At 58.9% G+C, this 18,145-nt stretch carries 18 protein-coding genes, 1 tRNA gene and 1 pseudogene; 5 read left to right on the top strand and 15 right to left on the bottom strand.

The features are described from left to right. Positions 1–225 precede the first annotated feature (225 nt). On the top strand, positions 226–519 hold the full coding sequence (locus tag CLV97_RS05860) for a hypothetical protein (RefSeq protein WP_106344578.1): 294 nt from the start codon (positions 226–228) through the stop codon (positions 517–519). Positions 520–861: 342 nt separating this feature from the next. Here the strand turns inward: CLV97_RS05860 and CLV97_RS05855 are convergent, their stop codons facing one another. The 7 genes from CLV97_RS05855 to CLV97_RS05825 all read right to left on the bottom strand — a co-directional run bounded on the left by CLV97_RS05855 (position 862) and on the right by CLV97_RS05825 (position 7,358). Further along, entirely contained in the window at positions 862–1,935 is a 1,074-nt protein-coding gene (locus CLV97_RS05855) for a hypothetical protein (protein WP_106344577.1), read from the bottom strand. 223 nt (positions 1,936–2,158) lie between these two features. Next, positions 2,159–2,629: an EVE domain-containing protein gene (locus CLV97_RS05850; RefSeq protein ID WP_170070376.1), complete on the bottom strand. Its 471-nt coding sequence runs from the start codon at positions 2,627–2,629 to the stop codon at positions 2,159–2,161. A gap of 735 nt (positions 2,630–3,364) precedes the next feature. Further along, complete coding sequence (locus tag CLV97_RS05845; RefSeq protein ID WP_245891389.1) at positions 3,365–4,426, bottom strand: acyl-CoA dehydrogenase family protein; 1,062 nt, start codon at positions 4,424–4,426, stop codon at positions 3,365–3,367. A 39-nt stretch (positions 4,427–4,465) separates the two neighbouring features. Then, on the bottom strand, positions 4,466–5,170 hold the full coding sequence (locus tag CLV97_RS05840) for a glycoside hydrolase family 25 protein (RefSeq protein ID WP_106344575.1): 705 nt from the start codon (positions 5,168–5,170) through the stop codon (positions 4,466–4,468). Positions 5,171–5,397: 227 nt separating this feature from the next. Next, positions 5,398–6,321 (bottom strand): prenyltransferase, encoded by a 924-nt coding sequence (locus CLV97_RS05835; RefSeq protein WP_245891388.1) that lies wholly within the window; start codon positions 6,319–6,321, stop codon positions 5,398–5,400. A 26-nt stretch (positions 6,322–6,347) separates the two neighbouring features. Further along, positions 6,348–6,845 (bottom strand): hypothetical protein, encoded by a 498-nt coding sequence (locus CLV97_RS05830; protein WP_106344574.1) that lies wholly within the window; start codon positions 6,843–6,845, stop codon positions 6,348–6,350. Between the two features lie 270 nt (positions 6,846–7,115). Continuing rightward, a complete protein-coding gene (locus CLV97_RS05825) occupies positions 7,116–7,358 on the bottom strand; it encodes a hypothetical protein (RefSeq protein ID WP_170070375.1) in 243 nt (80 codons plus the stop codon). 179 nt (positions 7,359–7,537) lie between these two features. On the opposite strand from CLV97_RS05825, the gene CLV97_RS05820 reads away from it, so the two are divergent. The 4 genes from CLV97_RS05820 to CLV97_RS05805 all read left to right on the top strand — a co-directional run bounded on the left by CLV97_RS05820 (position 7,538) and on the right by CLV97_RS05805 (position 10,261). Continuing rightward, on the top strand, positions 7,538–7,843 hold the full coding sequence (locus CLV97_RS05820; RefSeq protein ID WP_106344572.1) for a hypothetical protein: 306 nt from the start codon (positions 7,538–7,540) through the stop codon (positions 7,841–7,843). 138 nt (positions 7,844–7,981) lie between these two features. Continuing rightward, positions 7,982–8,275, top strand: a complete 294-nt coding sequence (locus CLV97_RS05815) for a phasin family protein (RefSeq protein WP_106344571.1) — start codon at positions 7,982–7,984, stop codon at positions 8,273–8,275. Between the two features lie 29 nt (positions 8,276–8,304). After that, complete coding sequence (locus tag CLV97_RS05810; protein ID WP_106344570.1) at positions 8,305–9,975, top strand: ABC1 kinase family protein; 1,671 nt, start codon at positions 8,305–8,307, stop codon at positions 9,973–9,975. 210 nt (positions 9,976–10,185) lie between these two features. Then, a tRNA-Ala gene (locus CLV97_RS05805) sits at positions 10,186–10,261 on the top strand. 101 nt (positions 10,262–10,362) lie between these two features. Here CLV97_RS05805 and splB read toward each other — a convergent pair. The 8 genes and pseudogenes from splB to CLV97_RS05765 form a co-directional block, all read right to left on the bottom strand. Continuing rightward, a pseudogene (splB, locus tag CLV97_RS05800) lies at positions 10,363–11,387 on the bottom strand (spore photoproduct lyase). Between the two features lie 113 nt (positions 11,388–11,500). Further along, a complete protein-coding gene (locus CLV97_RS05795) occupies positions 11,501–12,472 on the bottom strand; it encodes a threonine ammonia-lyase (protein ID WP_170070374.1) in 972 nt (323 codons plus the stop codon). A gap of 379 nt (positions 12,473–12,851) precedes the next feature. Further along, a complete protein-coding gene (locus tag CLV97_RS05790) occupies positions 12,852–13,586 on the bottom strand; it encodes a P-II family nitrogen regulator (RefSeq protein WP_106344568.1) in 735 nt (244 codons plus the stop codon). After that, complete coding sequence (locus CLV97_RS05785; protein WP_106344567.1) at positions 13,561–14,310, bottom strand: DUF1538 domain-containing protein; 750 nt, start codon at positions 14,308–14,310, stop codon at positions 13,561–13,563. The genes CLV97_RS05790 and CLV97_RS05785 overlap by 26 nt, the downstream gene beginning before the upstream one ends. After that, a complete protein-coding gene (locus tag CLV97_RS05780; protein ID WP_106344566.1) occupies positions 14,307–14,999 on the bottom strand; it encodes a DUF1538 domain-containing protein in 693 nt (230 codons plus the stop codon). Before CLV97_RS05780 ends, CLV97_RS05785 begins: the two co-directional genes overlap by 4 nt. A gap of 259 nt (positions 15,000–15,258) precedes the next feature. After that, a complete protein-coding gene (locus tag CLV97_RS05775; protein WP_106344565.1) occupies positions 15,259–16,194 on the bottom strand; it encodes a 1-phosphofructokinase family hexose kinase in 936 nt (311 codons plus the stop codon). After that, positions 16,191–17,033, bottom strand: coding sequence for a class II fructose-bisphosphate aldolase (locus tag CLV97_RS05770; RefSeq protein ID WP_106344564.1), 843 nt, complete (start codon positions 17,031–17,033; stop codon positions 16,191–16,193). Before CLV97_RS05770 ends, CLV97_RS05775 begins: the two co-directional genes overlap by 4 nt. Before the next feature lie 4 nt (positions 17,034–17,037). Then, entirely contained in the window at positions 17,038–18,093 is a 1,056-nt protein-coding gene (locus CLV97_RS05765; protein ID WP_106344563.1) for an SIS domain-containing protein, read from the bottom strand. Positions 18,094–18,145 lie beyond the last annotated feature (52 nt).

The raw sequence follows: 18,145 nt of genomic DNA, 5'->3' as shown, positions 1-18,145 counted from the left end.
AACGAAAATCATTTCGATCACCTATGAATCCATTCGACCATGAGGTAACATTTTCCTTCGGAATTTCCCGATCTAAGTTAGTCGACGGGGCACTAGAATGCTAATTCGTCCGAGTTGAAACAGCAACTAATATGGAATCATTAAAGGGATGAACGGAATCTTTTTGTGCAACCGTCTCTGCATGCGCAATGTGCGAGAAAAAACATTCAGGAGGAGAGACAGGGAATGGAGAATCGATTGTACGACTTGGCGGTGGTATGCGATGACTGCGGGTTTTCCGATGACGGCTTCATCACTTCCCATCGGTTTGAAGTGGGTCAGAAGGTAACGTACACCGTGGATGACGTCTACTGCCCCCGGTGTGAAGGGGAAGCAAAATATGTGATCGACTACTTGCAAAGACAACGCATAGACGACCCGGAGAAGATTCGGGAAATGTATGATTGGGTGGACTTTTACTCGGAGGATATCGCTGTGGCGGAAATCGGGCAAATCACGCTGAGCAGCAACAAAAAGTAGCAAGATCTGCGATGGACGAGCTGGTTTGCTCGGACTGATTTGAATCGGCTCCATCTGCTAAAAACATCAAGATCATCCAGGATCATCGATTGTCATCATCACGCCTCTTTTCTCTTTTCTAAGGCAGCCTCTCGGGAATGAATTGGCGCGTTAAAAAGGCCGGTAAAGAAGCCTTTCACCTCGGCATCGGCGAGCGACAAGCGCAAAACAGAGCAAAGGATCAGGCAGCCCCCAGATAAAACCTCAAGCTATCCTTCAGTCATACAAAAAAGCCGAAAGGCGAGCACAACGGCCCATAGGGCACCGTTGCAGCGCCTTACGGCGAGCAAATCTTTTTCTTGACTACAATTTCTCCTCTCCCGTGACTTCCGCGTCCTTCACCTGCCACGCGCCGTTTTCCTTCACCGTGACCACTCGGAACGTGGTCCGGTAGGTTTTTCCCTTCATGTTTCCGTCCGAATGGAACACCTCCGCCTCGATGTCCCAGGTGATTTCCCCGGGACGGCTGTCGATCTGTTCCGCCTCCATATTGGGCAAGACGGTCATGGAGCGGGCTCGTTTCTTCAGGATGTCCTGACGTTCGTCCCGATCCAAAGAGGAGACAAATTCCTCGGCCGCGGTCCGGGACTGGTCGATGTCCTCCTGGGTGGGGGCGGAATCCTCGGACAGGTCCGGACTGGATGCAGCTTCCGACGCCTGTTCAGCAGGCTCCGGTTCAGCCTCGACCGGGCGCGGGGGCTCCGTCTGGGCGGGAACCGGTTTTTCCCCGGACTTCTGCAGGAAATGGATGAGTCCAAAGCCGGCGGCAATGAAGAGGAGAAAAAGCGCGATCCCCACCCCCCAAAACCACTTTCTCGATTTCCCTTTGGAAGCGGGGGTGTGGCGGGCGTCTTCCGTCTCCGGAGGAGCATTGCCCTTCTTTTCACCGATCAGGGTCCTTCGAAAGGTTTCCCGATCGGAGAAGTCGCACCGCATGCAGGATGCGTCCCCGCATAGAAACACCCGCAATTCTCCTTGATCCGTCACTCCGATGTTTTCGGGAACATAGACGATCTTCATCGGATTCGGCTGATTCTCCAGATAAGTTTCCAGCTGGGACAGCTGGTCGCACCACTTCGCGGCCGTCTCCTCATCCGTCGGACAGCGATAGATCAAGCCGTCCACGTGGACATAGGGGCGGACGAAAACGAGGGCTTTGGATTCCTGATAGACTTGCCAGTAGGGAACCAGCAGCGGATGATCCAGGGAGAAATACTGCTCGATCAAGGATGGCGGAGCCGGTTTGCGGAGGGGGACATGTTGAAGATACACCTTCCCCTTCGCTTCATCGAACGCCAGCGCCCATTCGCCGAAGGGGGTGTGCAACACCGATTCGATCCAATAATCCCGATAGACGGTACCCGGTTCAAAAAACATTCGCTTTACCTCCCCGCGGAAAAACCCTTCACCTCTGCACCTAACCGCTCGAAGGAGTGTCGACCGAAAAGGATATGCGCCCGGTTTTCTTCTCCCCTCATCAGGCCACTCTCGATCCTGCGGGCGTTCTATAAATAGATAACTCCGCCGTCATCCCTTCCGTTTCAACGGACGGACCAAATTTCGAAAAAAGTGAAGCAGGCTCTGCCCTCTCGCGGCTTCCTCATCTCTCCGCCTCCCCTCCCAATAACCGCGCACCCCTGGAATCGCCCATTTCCTCCAACAGCTCCCGCACCCGGCGGACAAAGGGCTCCGTCAGGCTGAACAGGGTTCCCCGGTGTCTGAGCCGGGCCGCCTGGGTTTCCCGGTATTCGGGAAGGTGTCTGAACCATTCGTAGGGAATGGTCCGGGGAAAGCGGTGGATGCCCTTTATCTCCATGTCCTGTATCCCTTCGATCATCGGGTGGACCACCTCGGCGATGCCGACCAGTCCCTTCTCCCGGACGCCGGTCTGGTAGCAGAGGATTCGGTCCCCTTCCCCGGCCCGTTTGAAGTTGCTCAAAACCCGCCGTCCGGACCACTCCACCGAGCCTCCGGTGCGGAGGATGTGGTCCCAGCGGAAGGAGTACTTATCGGAGGAGATCATCATCCACACGTGGACAGGCTTGTCCACCCGCTCGCAGTGATCGTCCATCATCTCTTCTCCTTGGTCGAAGGTGTTTACTCCCTTTGCTTTTCATCCCGGATGCATGACAATCGGCGCCGGAGGAGCGTGCCGCATCTTCCTTCCTGAAGGGAGCACGGCACCCGCCCATCCGGCACAAACCTTGACTTGCAAGGAAGCCCCAGTGAGGGCGGTTTAAGATTGGGTAGGGAAGCGCCGGAAGGCTTCATAAGTGTCATGGTTTCCGCAGCACTGGCTCAAATGGCTGAAACCGCGCAGAAGCGGATGATGAAAAAGGCTTCCGATACGAAGACCCGCTTGACGACGCATGTAGGAAACATATGAAAAAAGAAGCCGCGTACGGAAAATCGTCGGGAGAATGAAAGAGAACGCCACCGATACGGTCTTAAAACCGGGCAAAATCGCAGAAAGGTAAAACGAGGAAGCCGGAACTCCCCTGCGGGATTTATGGTGTAACACCCTCCGCCCGAGTTTAAAACGCTGGCCAAAGGGGCGGAGGGTGCATGCCGCTTGTGTTTCGCATCCGTGACAAACACCTGCGGCGCATCTCCTCCGGCTGTTCCAGCCAATATAGGGATCAAGACCATTCGACACGGGCTTTCCCTGACACAAATAGACTATCTCAACAGGTCAGCGGACCCAAACGCGGTGGGGACGGGAGGAGAAGATTAAGGTTACTTCTCATCGCTTTGAAAACGCGCCCCTCGGCCCTTGCCCCGGAAAAACACTTCCCACCCCGCCATTTCATCCCCAGTCCGACAACAGCGCGTGGCGGCAGACGGTGTGCAGATCCCGCCAGGCCCGGTTGGCGGGGGCGTTTTCCATGAGACCGGCCATGCCGAGATGGGGAAACACGGTCTGGGCGGCCTGGAGGGCAGTCTGAGCCGCCTCCCTGGACCGGCGGTTGATCGCCTCCTCTTCCTCCCCGGTCAGGGGCCGGTTCCAATGAATCTCCCAGGTGTCATCGACAGTGCGGTAGAAGTCCGCCTTGGCCCCTGCGAGCCGATCCACCATCCGGGTTGCGGCCTCCAGCCCGGCCTCCGCCCGCCGGGACGGCCAGACCCTCCGTCCGGCTTCGATGAGCACCCGGGCTTCCTCCAGGAAACGGTCGGCGATGCCGAGGGCGACGGCGGCGAAGGACGTGAGGGCGAAGGGCAGAAAGGGATAGCGAAACAGGGGATCCTTGAAGACCGGATACGGCTCCGCGATGTCGAAGGTCATCCGTTCCGGCACGAAGGCGTCCTCCACGGCAATGCTGTGGCTGCCCGTCGCCTTGAGGCCGAAGGCCCTCCAGTCCTTGAGGACATTCACCTGCTCCGGCATCAGGATGAAGGAAAGGACACGCCCGTCGTCCTTCCCGCCTTCATCCCGGATGACGCAGTTCACGGTGAAAAGGGTTGCGTAGTCGGCGCCGCTGATGTACTTCCACCGCCCGCTCACCCGATAGCCCCCCTTCACCCTCCGTGCCTCCCCGGCCGGATATCCGCTCCCGGCGATCACCGCCTCCCGGGGGGAGAGCAGCTCCCGGCAAACCCCCGGTTCCATGGCGCCGGCGAAATAGCCTCCCCCCGCACCGATAGTGACCAGCCAGCCGAAACTGCCGTCGAACCGGGAAGCCCCTTCAAAGACGCGCAGGGCCTCGGGCAGCGGCAACATGTGACCGCCCAGCTCCCTGGGGACCAGCAACTTGAACAGCCCCCGTTCGCGGACGGCCTCCAACACTTTCGGGGACATCTCCCCCTTTTGTTCCATGGCCGACGCCTCGGCCCGGACCATGGCCTCGAGTTCTTCGGTCAACAGGTTCACGCCGATCCTCTCCCCCGAAATATGTATAATCAGCCGGGATCACTTCCCGAACTGCTTCTGAAACTGTTTCCAATCCCCGCGATACACATTCAGGTCGACAAAGGTCCCGATGCCGTCCACCCGTCCCCGGTGGCCGTACTGCCAAAACAGCCAGTCCCGCCCCTCCAGGTCGGGATGCTTGATGACATCCCGGATCCAGATCCCGTGATCGGGGAACGCATCCCGTATGTACCGGTGATAGGTATTGTAGGTCACGTAAAAGAGGGGCTTCTTTCCGTAATGCTCCTCCAGGTCGGAAACCAGGACTCCCAGCTTCCGCCGGACCTTCTCCGGTTCATGGTGCAGCGGAATTTCCACGTCGATCACCGGCGGCAGGCTGTCGGCCTCATCGGGAACGGTCCGGATGAAGTTTCGGGCCTGCTCCTCGCCGGAGCTTTGCATGGAAAAGAAATGATAGGCCCCCACCCGCAGGCCCTGTCTCCTGGCCTCCTCCCAATTGCGCCGGAACCGGCGGTCCACGAAGTCCTTCCCTTCCGTGGCCTTCATGAACACGAACCGGTAACGCTTGTCCTTTCCGACCTTCTCCCAGTCGATCGCTCCCTGGTGATGGGAAACGTCCAACCCCTTCACTTCATAGGGCAGAGCAAACACCTCATTATGCCAGATGAATCCGAAAAACTCCAGCCCTCCCACCAACAAAAGGGCCAGAACCGCGGCAATGACGATATATGCTGTCCTTCTCATCCCCTTCCTCCATTCAGCCGAGAATCTCCGTTCCCCTCCATTGTACCAGGGAGGACCTTTTCTTTGTTATGAAAAAGACACGAAAAAAAGCGTTGACCGCCGGGGTCAAACGCTCAAAATAACCTTATTATGCGATGTGTACGACGGAGGCGATGGACAAGGCCCGGAGGGATTTTGAAGATCACTGAAACCATTCGGCGGCGACGCGTTTTCTTTTCATCCCGTTTTCACAGGGACAGCCAGATCCCCGCGGCATAGAGCAGCCCGTAGGCCCAGTGGTGCCAGGCGGCCCATTTCATCCCGCCCATCTCCTCTCTCCTCTCGGCTCCGACGCGGTACGCGTGACGCAGCCGAAGGGCCAGGGGGAAAGCCAGCCAAGCAAGTCCCGCCGTCCACGGGAGAAGGCGGAATCCAATCAAAACGGCCAAGGACAAATAGGCGAGGAGGAGAATCGCCGAAAGCAAGCGGGCGGCGCCCGCCCTGCCGAGACGGATGGCCAGGGTGCGGCGGAAGGCCCGATCCTTTTCGATGTCCCGAATATTGTTGGATAAAATCATGGAAGCGATCAGGAAGGAAAAAGGAAGGGAGGCGGCGAAAACCCGTCCGTCCGGCGGCGCTCCCTGCACGGCATAGGCGATGACGGTCACCGCCGTTCCCAGAAAAAGGGCGGCGATCAGCTCGCCCAAGCCCAGGGACGACAGGGGGCGCGGTCCGGCTGAATAAGCGTAGCCGCACAGGATTCCGGCCGTGCCGACAACGGCCACCCATCCATGGCTGCTCCAGGCCAGGTATGCGCCCAAGACCACCGCCACCGACAACATGAGACCGGCGACCGTCGGAATCGCGCGGTGGGCGGGCCCGGCGCCATGCTTCGGGTCCTCGGGGGTTGCCCACTTGTCGCGGTCCTGGCCGTGCAGCACATCAAAATAATCATTGAATAGATTGGTCGCCATTTGCACCAAAAGGGCGGCAATCAGCACGGCAACAAACATATCCGGGCGAACCGACCCGTTTTCCGCCGCCAGGGCCGTTCCCGCGAGCACCGGGCAGATCGTGCCCGTCAGGGTCATCGGCCGCGTGAGATGCACCCACGAAAATCGATAGGACCATTCCCGGGGAGAATCTCCGGAAAACCTGTTCCCAATGTCCAACCGGTCCACCTCCCTCCTCCGGCTGATTAGAACAGCAGCATGAGACAGATCAACACGATAAAGCCGACGGCTTCCAGGGACTCGACGAGAATGATGCTCCTCATCGCTTTCATCAGCGGTCGGGTGTCGCCGCTTTCGGCCCGCCGCCAAAGGGAATCATCGCTCAGCACCTTCATCGCCTGCCGGTATCCGACCAGTGCCCCCCAAGCCAAAACCGCCAGGCCGACAATCAGGGAGAACAGCCAGATTTGGCCGTAATCCGATCGCCACAGGCTTTCCCACTCACGGATCGGCCCCAAAACGGTGCCGAGGAGAAAGCCGGTGAAAATCACCCCGGAACCCGCCGCCGTGAGCGGCCAGTGGGACCATTTCATGAGCGCGTGCAGAAAGGTTTGCTGCCGGGAAGGGGGCATTTTCTTCACGACCGGATACACTCCCCAGCCGATGAAGAGCACCCCGCCCACCCAGACTGCCGCAAACAGGATATGACAGCCCAGCAGAAACGAATGAAGTCCCCAGGACAAGCCGGTCTCCCCCCCCTTTGGTGCGGTTCAAGTCCACTATACAATTTGACGGGAGGAGGAAGTGTGATTCCTGTCACAGGTCCTTGTCCCGTTCCGCGGACACGGGAAACCCCTTGAAAATCGCCTCCGGGCTTTGGATGCCTCACTTGCCGGGCAAAGGCTTCAAGCGGGGTCTGTTCCCCGGCTTTTGTCCTTATGCCAACCCAACAAAAAACCGGCACCATCCGGTGCCGGTTTTTCCGCTTTCCGCTTTCGGAGGCGGAGCCACAGTCAGGACTTTCCCGAGGGAGTCCGCTTGCGGAACATCAGCGACAGTTCCCTTTCCCGATACAGATGCGCCTCCGCTTCCTGCAAATGCTCCGGTTTGGGAGGGATGCCGTTTTGCCGGAGCACCTCCACCACTTCCCGAATGCTCCGATCCAGGGAGGCGGCGATATCCACCAACGACCATCCGCTCCGATACAGGTCGGCGATGCGCCCTTCCGGGCGGATGTCCCCTTTCCCTCCACCCATCCTTTCCTTCTCTTTATGATCCAAAGGATTCACCCCGCTGTCTCATACAAACACCTCTGCCTGGGGGCATGCCACGTTATCTGCCATGTCCCTGGTTCACAACCCTATATGACAATTCAGCGAAGAAAAACCTGCGAATTTTTCGTTGATATATTATAAAAGCAAAGGGAGGTGGTCAAGTGTTTAGCGAACTGAAAAAGCGTTTCGGCAGCGATTACAAAAATGTCTTATCCTATTTGATCATCAGCGAAATTCTGCTGTGGTGCCTGGTCGTTTACTTCATGATGAATGACGTCAGCAGCCTGGCACTGCACAAAAACCTGGCCATCCCGATTTTCGCCGTTTTTCTCGTCTATACGTATATCGCCAACCGAAAGTGGCGAGTTTATCAACGGATGAAGAACACTCTGTACCGATACTGGGTGGAATTCCCCACCCTGCTCCTGATTATCGCCTTTGCCATCGTCGACCTGTTCATCCTCTGAGGAATATCTTAAAAAAATTGTCTGTTTGCCCCACTTCCTCCGCAGGGTATGAAAAAAGAGCCGGACCCGGCGGCCAATCCCGCGCCGGGTTCGGAGACGTCCCTTCCTCCGAAGGGGAACAAAAAGGAGGAATGATGCATGAAGGATCTGGCCAAAAAGGGACTTTCCCTCGGGCTCGGCCTGTTGGTGATGACCAAGGAACAGGTGGAAAAGGCGGTCGACGAACTGGTCAAAAAAGGGAAGATTTCCGCCGACGAGTCGAAGAAAATGGTGAACCGGCTGATCGAAACGGGGGAAAGGGAAAGGGAGCACTTGGATGAAGTGCTCCGGGAACGGGTAAAAAACATCCTGTCGGAGCTGGACATCCCCTCCAAAAAGGAGCTCGAAGCGTTGGAGGAGCGGGTTCGGCGCCTGGAAGAACGCCAAGAGTAACATCCCATTTGCCTCTAGGGGAATGACGCATGATCGGCAGAAGAATTCGCTACATGAGCCGCTATCGGGAAATCGCCGTCGCCCTCGCCCGTCACGGCTTCGGCTTCGTGGTGGAAGAGTTGGGCCTGCGCTCGATGCTCTCCCTGCCGAAACGGCTGGTGGGCAACGAACCGCCCGATCCGAAAACCTACGGGGAGAGGATCCGGATGGTGCTGGAGGATCTGGGGCCCACCTTCATCAAGCTGGGCCAGATCGCCAGCACCCGAAGCGACCTGTTTTCCGAGGACATCCTCCGCGAGCTGGAAAACCTGCAGGATCACATCTCCCCGTTTCCCTTCTCCGACGTGCGGCGGACGATCGAAAAGGAGCTGGGTCCCCTGGAGAAGATCTTCTCCCGGTTCGATGAGACTCCCCTGGCCGCCGCATCGATCGGCCAGGTGCACCGGGCCGTGCTGACCACCGGCGAAGAAGTGGCGGTGAAGGTCCGGCGCCCGTTCATCGAAACGATCGTCGAAGCCGACCTGGAGATCCTCCGCGACCTTGCCTCCATCGCCGACCACCGGTTCAAGTGGGCCGCCCGCATGCGGCTGCGGCAGGTGGTGGAGGAGTTCGCCGAAGCGCTGTTGTCAGAATTGGATTTTGCCAGCGAAGGAAACAATGCCGAAAGGATCGGCGCCCAGTTCGCGGGGGACGAAAGCGTCCGCGTCCCGAAGATCTTCTGGGAATACACCCGACAGAACGTCCTGACGATGGAATTCATCGCCGGCGTCAAGATGACGGACGAGGCCGGACTGGCGGCCTCGGGCCACGACCGCAAGGCGTTGGCCGAACGGTACCTGAAAGCGATGCTCCACCAGATCCTGATCGAGGGCTTTTTCCACGCCGATCCCCATCCCGGGAACCTGTTCGTCCTCCCGGACGGGAGCCTCGCCTTCATCGACTTCGGCCTGGTGGGCCGCCTCGGTCCCGAGACCAAAAATCACTTCATCAGCCTGATCCTGTCCATGCTCCGCCAAGACACCGACGGGGTCATCCGGACGCTCCTCCGGATGGGAATTGTCCCCGAGGACGCCGACATGGAACAATTGTGGCTCGATACGGACCGCCTGCGCGACAAGTATACCGGCGTTCCCCTTTCCCGGATCCGGCTCGGCGACGCGATCCGGGACCTGTTCCAGGTGGCCTCCCGCCACCGGATCCGCATCCCGGCCAATTTGACCCTCGCCGGCAAAGCGATCCTGGTGATGGAGGGCGTCGCCGCCCGGCTTCATCCGGAACTGAACATCATGGAGATCGCCATGCCCTTCGGAAACCGGCTGATCCGGGAACGGCTGGATCCCCGCCGGGTGGCGGGCCGCCTGTGGAAAAGCGTGACCGACTACGGGGAAATGCTGTCCGAGCTGCCGCAGGATCTGCAGTCGCTCATCCGCGATCTCCGCCGGGGGAAGTTTCGCGTTCAGATGGAGATCCCACGGCTGGAATTGTTTCTCAAGAGGCTGGAACGGATCAGCAATCGGCTCACCTTCAGCATCCTGCTTCTCGCCTTCAGCATCATCATGACCGGGCTGATCATCGGGCTCTCCCTGAGCAACCATCCCACCCTCCTGCTGAACAGCCCCGCGATTCAGATGGGATTCGTCATCGCCCTGCTGATGATCCTGTGGCTGATGTTCTCCATCTTCCGCTCGGGGCGGTTTTGAAGACGTCCCCCCTTCCACCGTGCATGGAAGCGTTGGCTGGACTTTCCCGCCCGAGCGGCCGGTTTCCATGAGGGATCCGCCCGGGAAAAGAAAAATACTCATCACCAGAAAAAAACACTTTACTTTTTGGACCCGCTCCATTATAATGGTTCATGTCGGCCGGTTGGAGAAGGTATCATGCCGGTCCCGTCGGGAACAATATACTCATGCGGGGCTATAGCTCAGCTGGGAGAGCGCTACACTGGCAGTGTAGAGGTCACGGGTTCGAGTCCCGTTAGCTCCACCAAAAGAAAAACGTTTCTCGCCTCGAGGTCGAGAAACGTTTTTTGTTTTCCCGGAGATTAAAAAATCACATCGAAGAAGCCCGAAAACCGGTCCTTTTGTTTTTCAGGTGAAATACAGGATTTTCGCCGAGGGAAACAGACGGACGATCCATTCCTCGATATGGGCTTTCAGGGCCTCCATCTCCTCGTCCCGGTATACGTATTTCACCCTCCCGTACTTTCCCCATTTCTTTTTCCGCTTTTCCTCGTCCATCTCCAACCGGGTTTTGGGATAGCGCTTCAGGATGACCCGCTTGGCCGCCTTCGTAAAGCGGTGGGTGATCAGCTCGAAGGTCAGCTCCTTCGTCGCTTCCGGGGAAGCCGGTCCCGCAGCTCTTCCAGCATGCGTCCATATCCCTCTTTCCACCCGTCGAAGATCATCAGGGGAGCGATGATGAACCCCAGCGGGTAACCGGCCCGGGCCACCTTCCCCGCCGCCTCCAGACGGTCCCGAAGCGGAGAGGTGCCCGGTTCAAAGAATTTCACCACGTGATCGGCGTTGATGCTGAAACGGAAATGGGTGTGCCCGCGATGATCGGCATCCAACAGGGGCTCCACGTGGCTGTACTTGGTCACGAAGCGAAGTCGTCCCAACTCCTGGCCGCCCATGAACTCGATCGCCCGCTTCAGGGAGCCGGTGATGTGTTCGACGCCCACGGGATCGGAGGTGCAGGCCGCTTCAAAACGGGTGATCTCCGGCGCACGCTCCAGGATGTATTTTCGGGCCGCCGCAAAGATCTCCTCCAGATTGACATAAACCCGAATGTAGGGACGATTTCCCATCGTGGTCTGCAAATAGCAGTAGTGGCAGTGCCCCATGCACCCGGTCGCCAGCGGCAGGGCGTATTCCGCCGAAGGTTTGGAGGTGTCGAATTTCAGCGTCTTCCTCACTCCGACGACCAGAGTGCGTTTGGCGTTGCGGTATTTCTCCGCCTCGGTCCTGCCGGGAATGCCCGTCACCCGGTTGTGGGAGGTGGTCATGCGCACGGGAATTCCGCTGTTCTTATACCTTCGGTACAACTCTTCCCCCAGGGGATATTTCAACGCTTCCGGCTCGAAAAAGATCAAATCCGGCTCAAACGGCTTCATCGATACTCACCCGAGTTTAGCCTTCCTCCCAAGCCGGAGGGGGCATACCCCCCAACTTTAGCCATTCCCTGGAAAGATCTTCACCTTTTCAAAGCGTCCGGAGCGGCACACTTCTATGCATGATATTCGGCCAACACCTGACGGATGACGGCGGCATCCACATTTCCGCCGGTCAAGACCAGAACCGCTTTTTTCCCCCGGAGACTCTCCCTCTCCTTCCAGGCGGCGGCCAGTGCGGAAGCGGCCGCCCCTTCCGCCCACAAATTGGCCTGAGACAGCAGAAGATACATGGCATGGCGGATTTGCTCCTCCGAGACGGTAACCATCCGGGGGCTTAATCTCCGGGCGATCTCGAAGTTTAATCTTCCCACTTCCTTCGTGACCAATTTATCGGCGACACTGCGCGGGTTGTCGAGATGAACGAGCTTTTCCGCCCGGAGGCTCTCCGTCATCGTGGGTGCGCCCTCGGGCTCCACTCCCCACACCTCCGTTTCCGGACGGAACGCCCCGGCCGTGATCATCACCCCGTTGATCAATCCGCCCCCACCCACCGGACAGATGATGACATCGGGGTCGGGAAGCTGATGGAAGATCTCCAGTCCGACGGTTCCCTGGCCGGCCACAATCGCCGGATGGTCATAGGAGTGAATAAAGGTCAAACCGCGTTCCTCGGCGATCTCCATCGCGATCCTGCAGGCATCGTCATACACCTCCCCGGCCACGATCACCTCCGCTCCGTACAGGCGGCAACTTTCGGCGATATGTTTCGGAGCGCGCAACGTCACCACGATGGTGGCCGGAACCTTCATCACGGAAGCGGCATAGGCGACCCCCAGCGCATGGCTTCCCCCCGACGCGGCGATCACCCCCCTCTGGCGCTTCTCCTGCCCCAGTTCCGCGATGAAGTGGCAAGCCCCGCGGATCTTGAAGGCCCGCGTTTCCCGCATCATTTCCATTTTCAGATAGACCTCGGCCCCCAGCAGGGCGCTGAGCCCCCGGTGATGTTCCAGGGGGGTTTCCCGGACCCAGGGAGAGATGTTCCTCTGCGCTTTCAGGATGTCTTTGAGTTCGGGGATTTGGAACAACAACCTCGCTCCTTTCACTGGTTTGAGCCGCTCCTGTAACGTCGCGGGCCACATCTTCATTTTACATCCGGAATTTCCGTTTTGGGAAATATCCCCCGTTTACCAATTAACCGAACCTTCAGGTCCCATGCTCCGGAGATCTCACCCGGTTCCCGCCGCGGGGATGCCCGTCCGAATAAAGAAACATCCGGGCAAGCAAGGCTTGAATCCTGCGCCGTCCACCGAAAAAAACCCTCCGAAAAGGAGGGGGAATCATGCAGGAGTCGTAATCGACATTCGGAATAATTCGGATTTCAAATCTTTGTTGCTGACCCGTTGGCCAAATTTATAGCCCCTCAGCTCTTGGCAGGCAAAAAACCGCAGGGGCGATCGGCCCCGCTCACGAGTTGTTTTGAGCCTTCATCTGCTGGTTGACCATCCGGTTCAGCGCGTGGTTGATGCCCACGGTTCGCTCCACTTCCATCACAAAGGCGATGCCCCGGCCGGGCTTGTTCAGTTCCGCCTCTTCCATGATCTTTTCCAGGACGGCCTCGGTCTTCTCCCGGTCGATCAAGGTCAGCACGATGTTCTTTTCCGGTTCGATCGGGATGTTGAACAGCTTGGCGTGTTCGTGGATGCCGGTTCCCCTGCCGGAGATGATCGTGCCCCCTTCGGCTCCCGCCTTTTTGCTGGCGTCCACCACGACATCCTCTTTTCCTTTGTTGACGATGGTGACGATCAGATCGTACCGGATCGGAGCGTTTTCCATTTCCTTCACCTCCCGGGTCGCATGCTCAGAGGGGGCGACGGATCTCGACGGACTGCAAATCCCCCCGATTCTTTTCGTATCCAATACAAAACCGATCCCGGTTCCCGGTTTGTCCAATTTGCCCGCCGCAACAAGCGCGTCCAAAATGGTCTCCACCTGCTCGTCGGGAACCAGGATGAGAATCACTTCCTTCTCCGGATTCCATTGGATTCCCAAAAACCTCCGTTCATGGATCCCGGTCCCCCGTCCGAGCATCACCGTGGCCCCTCTCGCGCCGGCCTTCTTGGCCGCCTGAACCGCGGACCGGGCCATTCCCTTTTTCAAAATGGTGACGATCAGCTTATGCGGACTCAGCCGATTGCTCATCTTTCTCTTTCTCCTTTCTGCCGTACAGGAGCCCCAGAACGAGCACGGTGAGAATCGGTGTGAGGGCCACCAGGGCGATCATCCCGAAACCGTCCATCAGCGGATCCCGTCCCTCCATCCCCGATGCGAACCCGATGGCGATGGACAGGATGAAGGTGACGGTCATCGGACCGGTGGCCGCCCCGCCGGCATCAAAGGCGATGGAGACAAAATCCTTCTTGGAGCGAAACGCGATGAGAAAGGCGATCACATACCCGGGGATGACCAGATACCACAGGGAGATATCCCACAGGATGCGCAACATGGCGAGCGCCACGGAAATCGCCACACCGATCGACAGGGTGTACAGCAACACCTTGGCCGGAATGTACCCCCCCGAGACCTTCTCCACTTCTTGGTTCAGGACCCGCACGGCCGGTTCGGCGAAAATGGCCAAAAAGCCGAGGATGAATCCGATGGGGATCACGATCCAGCGAGCCGTATTTTCCACCAGAATCTGCCCCATCGCCTCCCCGGCGGGCATGAACCCGACATGAACACCTTGCAGAAACAGGGCCAGTCCCAGGAAGGTCAAGACCATCCCGACAAAGATGTCCTTCAGTTTCTTCTTGGGGAGTTTCAAAAAGAAGAAATGGAAAAACAGGAAGAAAATCAACATCGGAAAGAGCGCCATGGCGACTTCCCAAAGGACTTCACCGAACCCTTCCCACACGTGAATGTTCATCCGTACAACACCCCCATCAGCATCACCGCCAGGATCGGACCGATGGAAGCGAGGGCCACCAGGCCGAAGCCGTCACCGGAGGAGCTTTTCCCCCGCAACACGGAAGCGACCCCGACGCCGAGGGCGACGATAAAGGGAACGGTGATCGGTCCGGTGGTCACCCCGCCGGAATCGAAGGAAATGGGCGCAAAATGGCCCGGGGTAAACAGGGCCAGCAGGAAGACCAGGAGATAACTGAGGAACAAGAGCAGCGTGATGGAAATATTGAAGATGATCCGCAGCATCGCCAGCGCTACGAACAGCCCCACGCCGATGGCAACGGAATAGATCAAAATGTTTTTCGGGACCGCTCCACCCGACACCTGATCCACCTGAAGGGCCAGCACCCGGACATCCGGCTCGGCGACGGTGACCACGAAACCGAAGATGAAACCGAAGAGCACCAACAGCCACAGCTTCTTGGTCTTCGGCAGGGTCGAACCGATCATCTCCCCCACCGGCAGGAGCCCCACCTCCACACCGATCAAGAAGAGGATGAGACCGGTGGTAACCATCACCGTGCCGATCAAAAACTGGACAAACACATCCATGGGAAGCCAGATGATCGTGAACTGCAACAAAATCACAACCAGGGTGATGGGCAGGACCGCAGACAGCACCTCCACAATCTTTTCCTTGACCTGTTCCATGGCGTTCTCCTTTCCTGTTATATTCCACCGCAGCGACTGAGAAAGGGGAACAAACAACCTGCTGCTCAAGGGGAAAAGGGGGTAGGTCTCAGGGGAGCTTTGCCCGAAAAAATACCTATTATATTGTATCACAAATATAGTATTCGCGCAGGGAAAGGGAATCATCCACAGCGGCGGAACAGAGTTCGGCATTCTTCCTGTACGACACCGGAGAGAGATGTGTTTGCAAGGAAGAAAACATCGAAAAAAAAATAGCCCCTCAAGGGGACAAGACCGTCACTTTCACTTGTTCCTGCAGGGAAGCCACCTGGTTTTCGTCCACCTGTCCCGCCTGGAGATGCAGGGCATTGGACGCAGCGGCCGCGGTGGCCAGAGCCAGGGTCGATTCGAGCCCATCGCCCCGATCGAGGCCGGCCGCCAATCCCGCGGCGAAAGCATCACCGGAGCCGACGGGGTTCACCGCCTCGATTGCCGGGGGAGTCACCCGATAAACGCGTCCCCCCGCAGAGGCGAGAGCACCCCCCTCCCCCAGAGTGACGCAGGCGAAGGGGATGCCCCTTCGGTTCCAATCGCGGAGGGCTTTAAGCCGCTCCGACTCGCTCATCTCTTCCTTTCCAAACAGGGAGGCCATCTCCGCCCCGTTGGGTTTCACCGCGAAGGGGCAAGCCTCCAAAGCCCGGTCCAGGGGGGCACCTCCGGCATCGACGACGGCTTTGGCCCCCCTGGATTGGACGATGAAGACCAATTCCCGGTAGGCCTCCGTCGGCAAACCGGGGGGGAGGCTGCCCGAAAAAACGACCACCCGACTCCCTTCGGCCAGCTCCGCCACCGTCTCCTTCAACGCCTCCCACTGATCCTTCGGCACCGCGGGCCCCGGCTCCAAAAATTCCGTCTGCGTCCGCCCGGCTTCGTCCAGGATGTTGAGGCAGGTGCGGGTTTCTCCCGGAATGCGCACCAGGCGATGGGGAATGACCATCCGTTCAAGCCCCCGGAGGAGGGCTTCACCCGTCCCTCCCCCGACGAAACCCGTCACCCGGACGTCGATGCCGAGTCGTTTCAACACCTTGGCCACGTTGATCCCCTTGCCTCCGGGAGAGGCCTCCACCTTTGTCACCCGGTGGATGCGTCCCGGTTGAAGGGAGGGCACCCGGTAGGTTTTGTCGATGGCCGGATTGAGACTGACGACGGTAATCACGGCACAACCCCGCTCACCAACTCGATTTTTCTTTTGGCCACCTGTTTCACCGCTTCCCTCGCCGGCAGCAACATCCGGCGGGGATCGATCTCCCCGGGATGATCCGCCAGATAAGTCCGCAAATGCTTAGCAAAGGCCTGCTTCAGCTCCGTGGAAAAGTTGACCTTGCTGACGCCGCGGGCGATGGCCCGGCGGAGCAGCTCTTCGGGAACGCCGGAGGCGCCGTGCATGACGAGGGGAATGCCGACGCGGCGGGAAATGGATTCCAGGCGGGAAAGATCCAGCCGGATTTCCCCCTTGTAGACCCCGTGGGCGGTGCCGAAGGCCGGCGCCAGGAAGTCGATGCCCGTTCTTCGCACGAATTCCTCCGCCGCCCCGGGATCGGTAAGGCCTTCCTCTCCGCTCACGTCCTCCTCCGCCCCGCCGATCGTCCCCAATTCCGCCTCCACCGGCACCCCGACGGCGTGGGCCGCCTCCGTCACTTTGGCCGCAAAGGCGGCATTCTCCGCAAAGGGCAACCGCGAGCCATCCACCATGACGGACGTGTATCCTGCCCGGAGGCAGCGGACCACCGTTTCGAAAGTGTCGCCGTGGTCCAGATGCAGGGCCACGGGCACCTTTGCCCCTTCGGCCGCCGCCCGGACCATGGCGACGATCGTCCCCAAGCCCGCATAACGGATGGTGGCGGGGGTGGTCTGCAGGATCACCGGCGCCCCCGACTCCTCCGCCGCCTCCACCACCGCCTTCATCATTTCCAGGTTGTGGGCGGCAAAGGCGGCGACGGCGTAACGGTTCCGATAGGCATCCGCGAGCAGGTGTTTCGTCGTGATCAGCGCCACCGGTTCATCCCTCTTCTTCCTCCAGCACCACCACCTGGTTCAGATGGCGGGGCCGGTCGGGGTTGAGCCCCAGGCTCAGGGCGCGGAAATAGCCGATGAAATGGAGGAACGGCAGGTACAGGAGGATGCGGGCTTGATCCGACAAGCCGGATCCGAGATCCCACGGGGTGTCGTCCCTCTCCTCTCCGACCTCCTCGTCGATCAGCACCACTTCGGCCTTCAGACTGCGAAGGTCTTCGATCAGCGAACGGCGATAGGGACGGAGGGACCGATCGCTCAGCAGGATGACGCGACAGCGTTCGTCGAGCACGGAAATCGGTCCGTGACGGAACTCCAAGGGGTTGAAGGCTTCCGCCTGCACCTGGGTCATCTCTTTCAGCTTCAGCATCCCCTCCAGGGCCAGGCCGAACAGGCTGCCCTGTCCGAGGTAAATGTAGTGGTCGAAGCGCTGATCTCCTCCGACGATCCGTCCCAACTCCTCCGCTTTGGCCATGCGCTCCTGCCCCAGCTCCGGCAGCCGCTTCAGCTCCTCAAGAAAGGCGGTATCGCCGGAAAGCCATCCCGCCATCAGCTGCAGGGTGAGCAGCATGTTGGAAAAGGAACCGGTCATGACTACGCTTTTTTCCTGAACGTGCGGCAGGACGACGGCTTCCCCCTCCCGGGCCAGCAGGCTGTCGGGATTGGTGGTGATGCCGAGGGTGCGGACCGAGGGCTGCTTTCGGGCCGTCTCCATGGCGCGCACCAGCTCGGTGGTGTCCCCCGAGCGGGACGAACCGATCACCAGCGTCCTGCGGCCTCTGGAAAAGACGGAGGCGGGCTTCAGCAAGATGTCCGAGGCGGGAACGGCTTTGGCCGAAACGCCGAGCTTCTCCTGGAACAGATAGGCGGCGGCGATGGAAAGATAGTAGGAGGAACCGCAACCGGTGAAGAGGAGCTCCTCCGGTCTGAATTCCTCAACCAGACGCAGCAGTTCATCCTTTCTGTCCGACACGATTTGTACGGTTTCTCTCCAGGTCTCGGGTTGCCGGGTGATTTCCCGGTAAGTGTAATTGTTTTCCATACGTTTCACCCGCTGTTTGGAATTCTCCTCCTACCCCAAATATACCATTGTT

The sequence above is a fragment of the Planifilum fimeticola genome (assembly GCF_003001905.1).
In the GTDB taxonomy this organism is placed as follows: Bacteria; Bacillota; Bacilli; order Thermoactinomycetales; family DSM-44946; genus Planifilum; species Planifilum fimeticola.
The sequence above is the reverse complement of the archived record's forward strand: the minus strand, read 5'-3'. Positions and strand labels throughout refer to the sequence as shown.

Bases quoted from the DNA above. Each gene is read 5' to 3' on its own strand.
- CLV97_RS05815 (WP_106344571.1), top strand. From the start codon at position 7,982: ATGAAGGATCTGGCCAAAAAGGGACTTTCCCTCGGGCTCGGCCTGTTG.
- CLV97_RS05855 (WP_106344577.1), bottom strand. From the start codon at position 1,935: ATGTTTTTTGAACCGGGTACCGTCTATCGGGATTATTGGATCGAATCG.
- CLV97_RS05850 (WP_170070376.1), bottom strand. From the start codon at position 2,629: ATGGACGATCACTGCGAGCGGGTGGACAAGCCTGTCCACGTGTGGATG.
- CLV97_RS05840 (WP_106344575.1), bottom strand. From the start codon at position 5,170: ATGAGAAGGACAGCATATATCGTCATTGCCGCGGTTCTGGCCCTTTTG.
- CLV97_RS05780 (WP_106344566.1), bottom strand. From the start codon at position 14,999: ATGGAACAGGTCAAGGAAAAGATTGTGGAGGTGCTGTCTGCGGTCCTG.
- CLV97_RS05825 (WP_170070375.1), bottom strand. From the start codon at position 7,358: ATGGGTGGAGGGAAAGGGGACATCCGCCCGGAAGGGCGCATCGCCGAC.
- CLV97_RS05790 (WP_106344568.1), bottom strand. From the start codon at position 13,586: ATGAGCAATCGGCTGAGTCCGCATAAGCTGATCGTCACCATTTTGAAA.
- CLV97_RS05810 (WP_106344570.1), top strand. From the start codon at position 8,305: ATGATCGGCAGAAGAATTCGCTACATGAGCCGCTATCGGGAAATCGCC.
- CLV97_RS05860 (WP_106344578.1), top strand. From the start codon at position 226: ATGGAGAATCGATTGTACGACTTGGCGGTGGTATGCGATGACTGCGGG.
- CLV97_RS05765 (WP_106344563.1), bottom strand. From the start codon at position 18,093: ATGGAAAACAATTACACTTACCGGGAAATCACCCGGCAACCCGAGACC.
- CLV97_RS05785 (WP_106344567.1), bottom strand. From the start codon at position 14,310: ATGAACATTCACGTGTGGGAAGGGTTCGGTGAAGTCCTTTGGGAAGTC.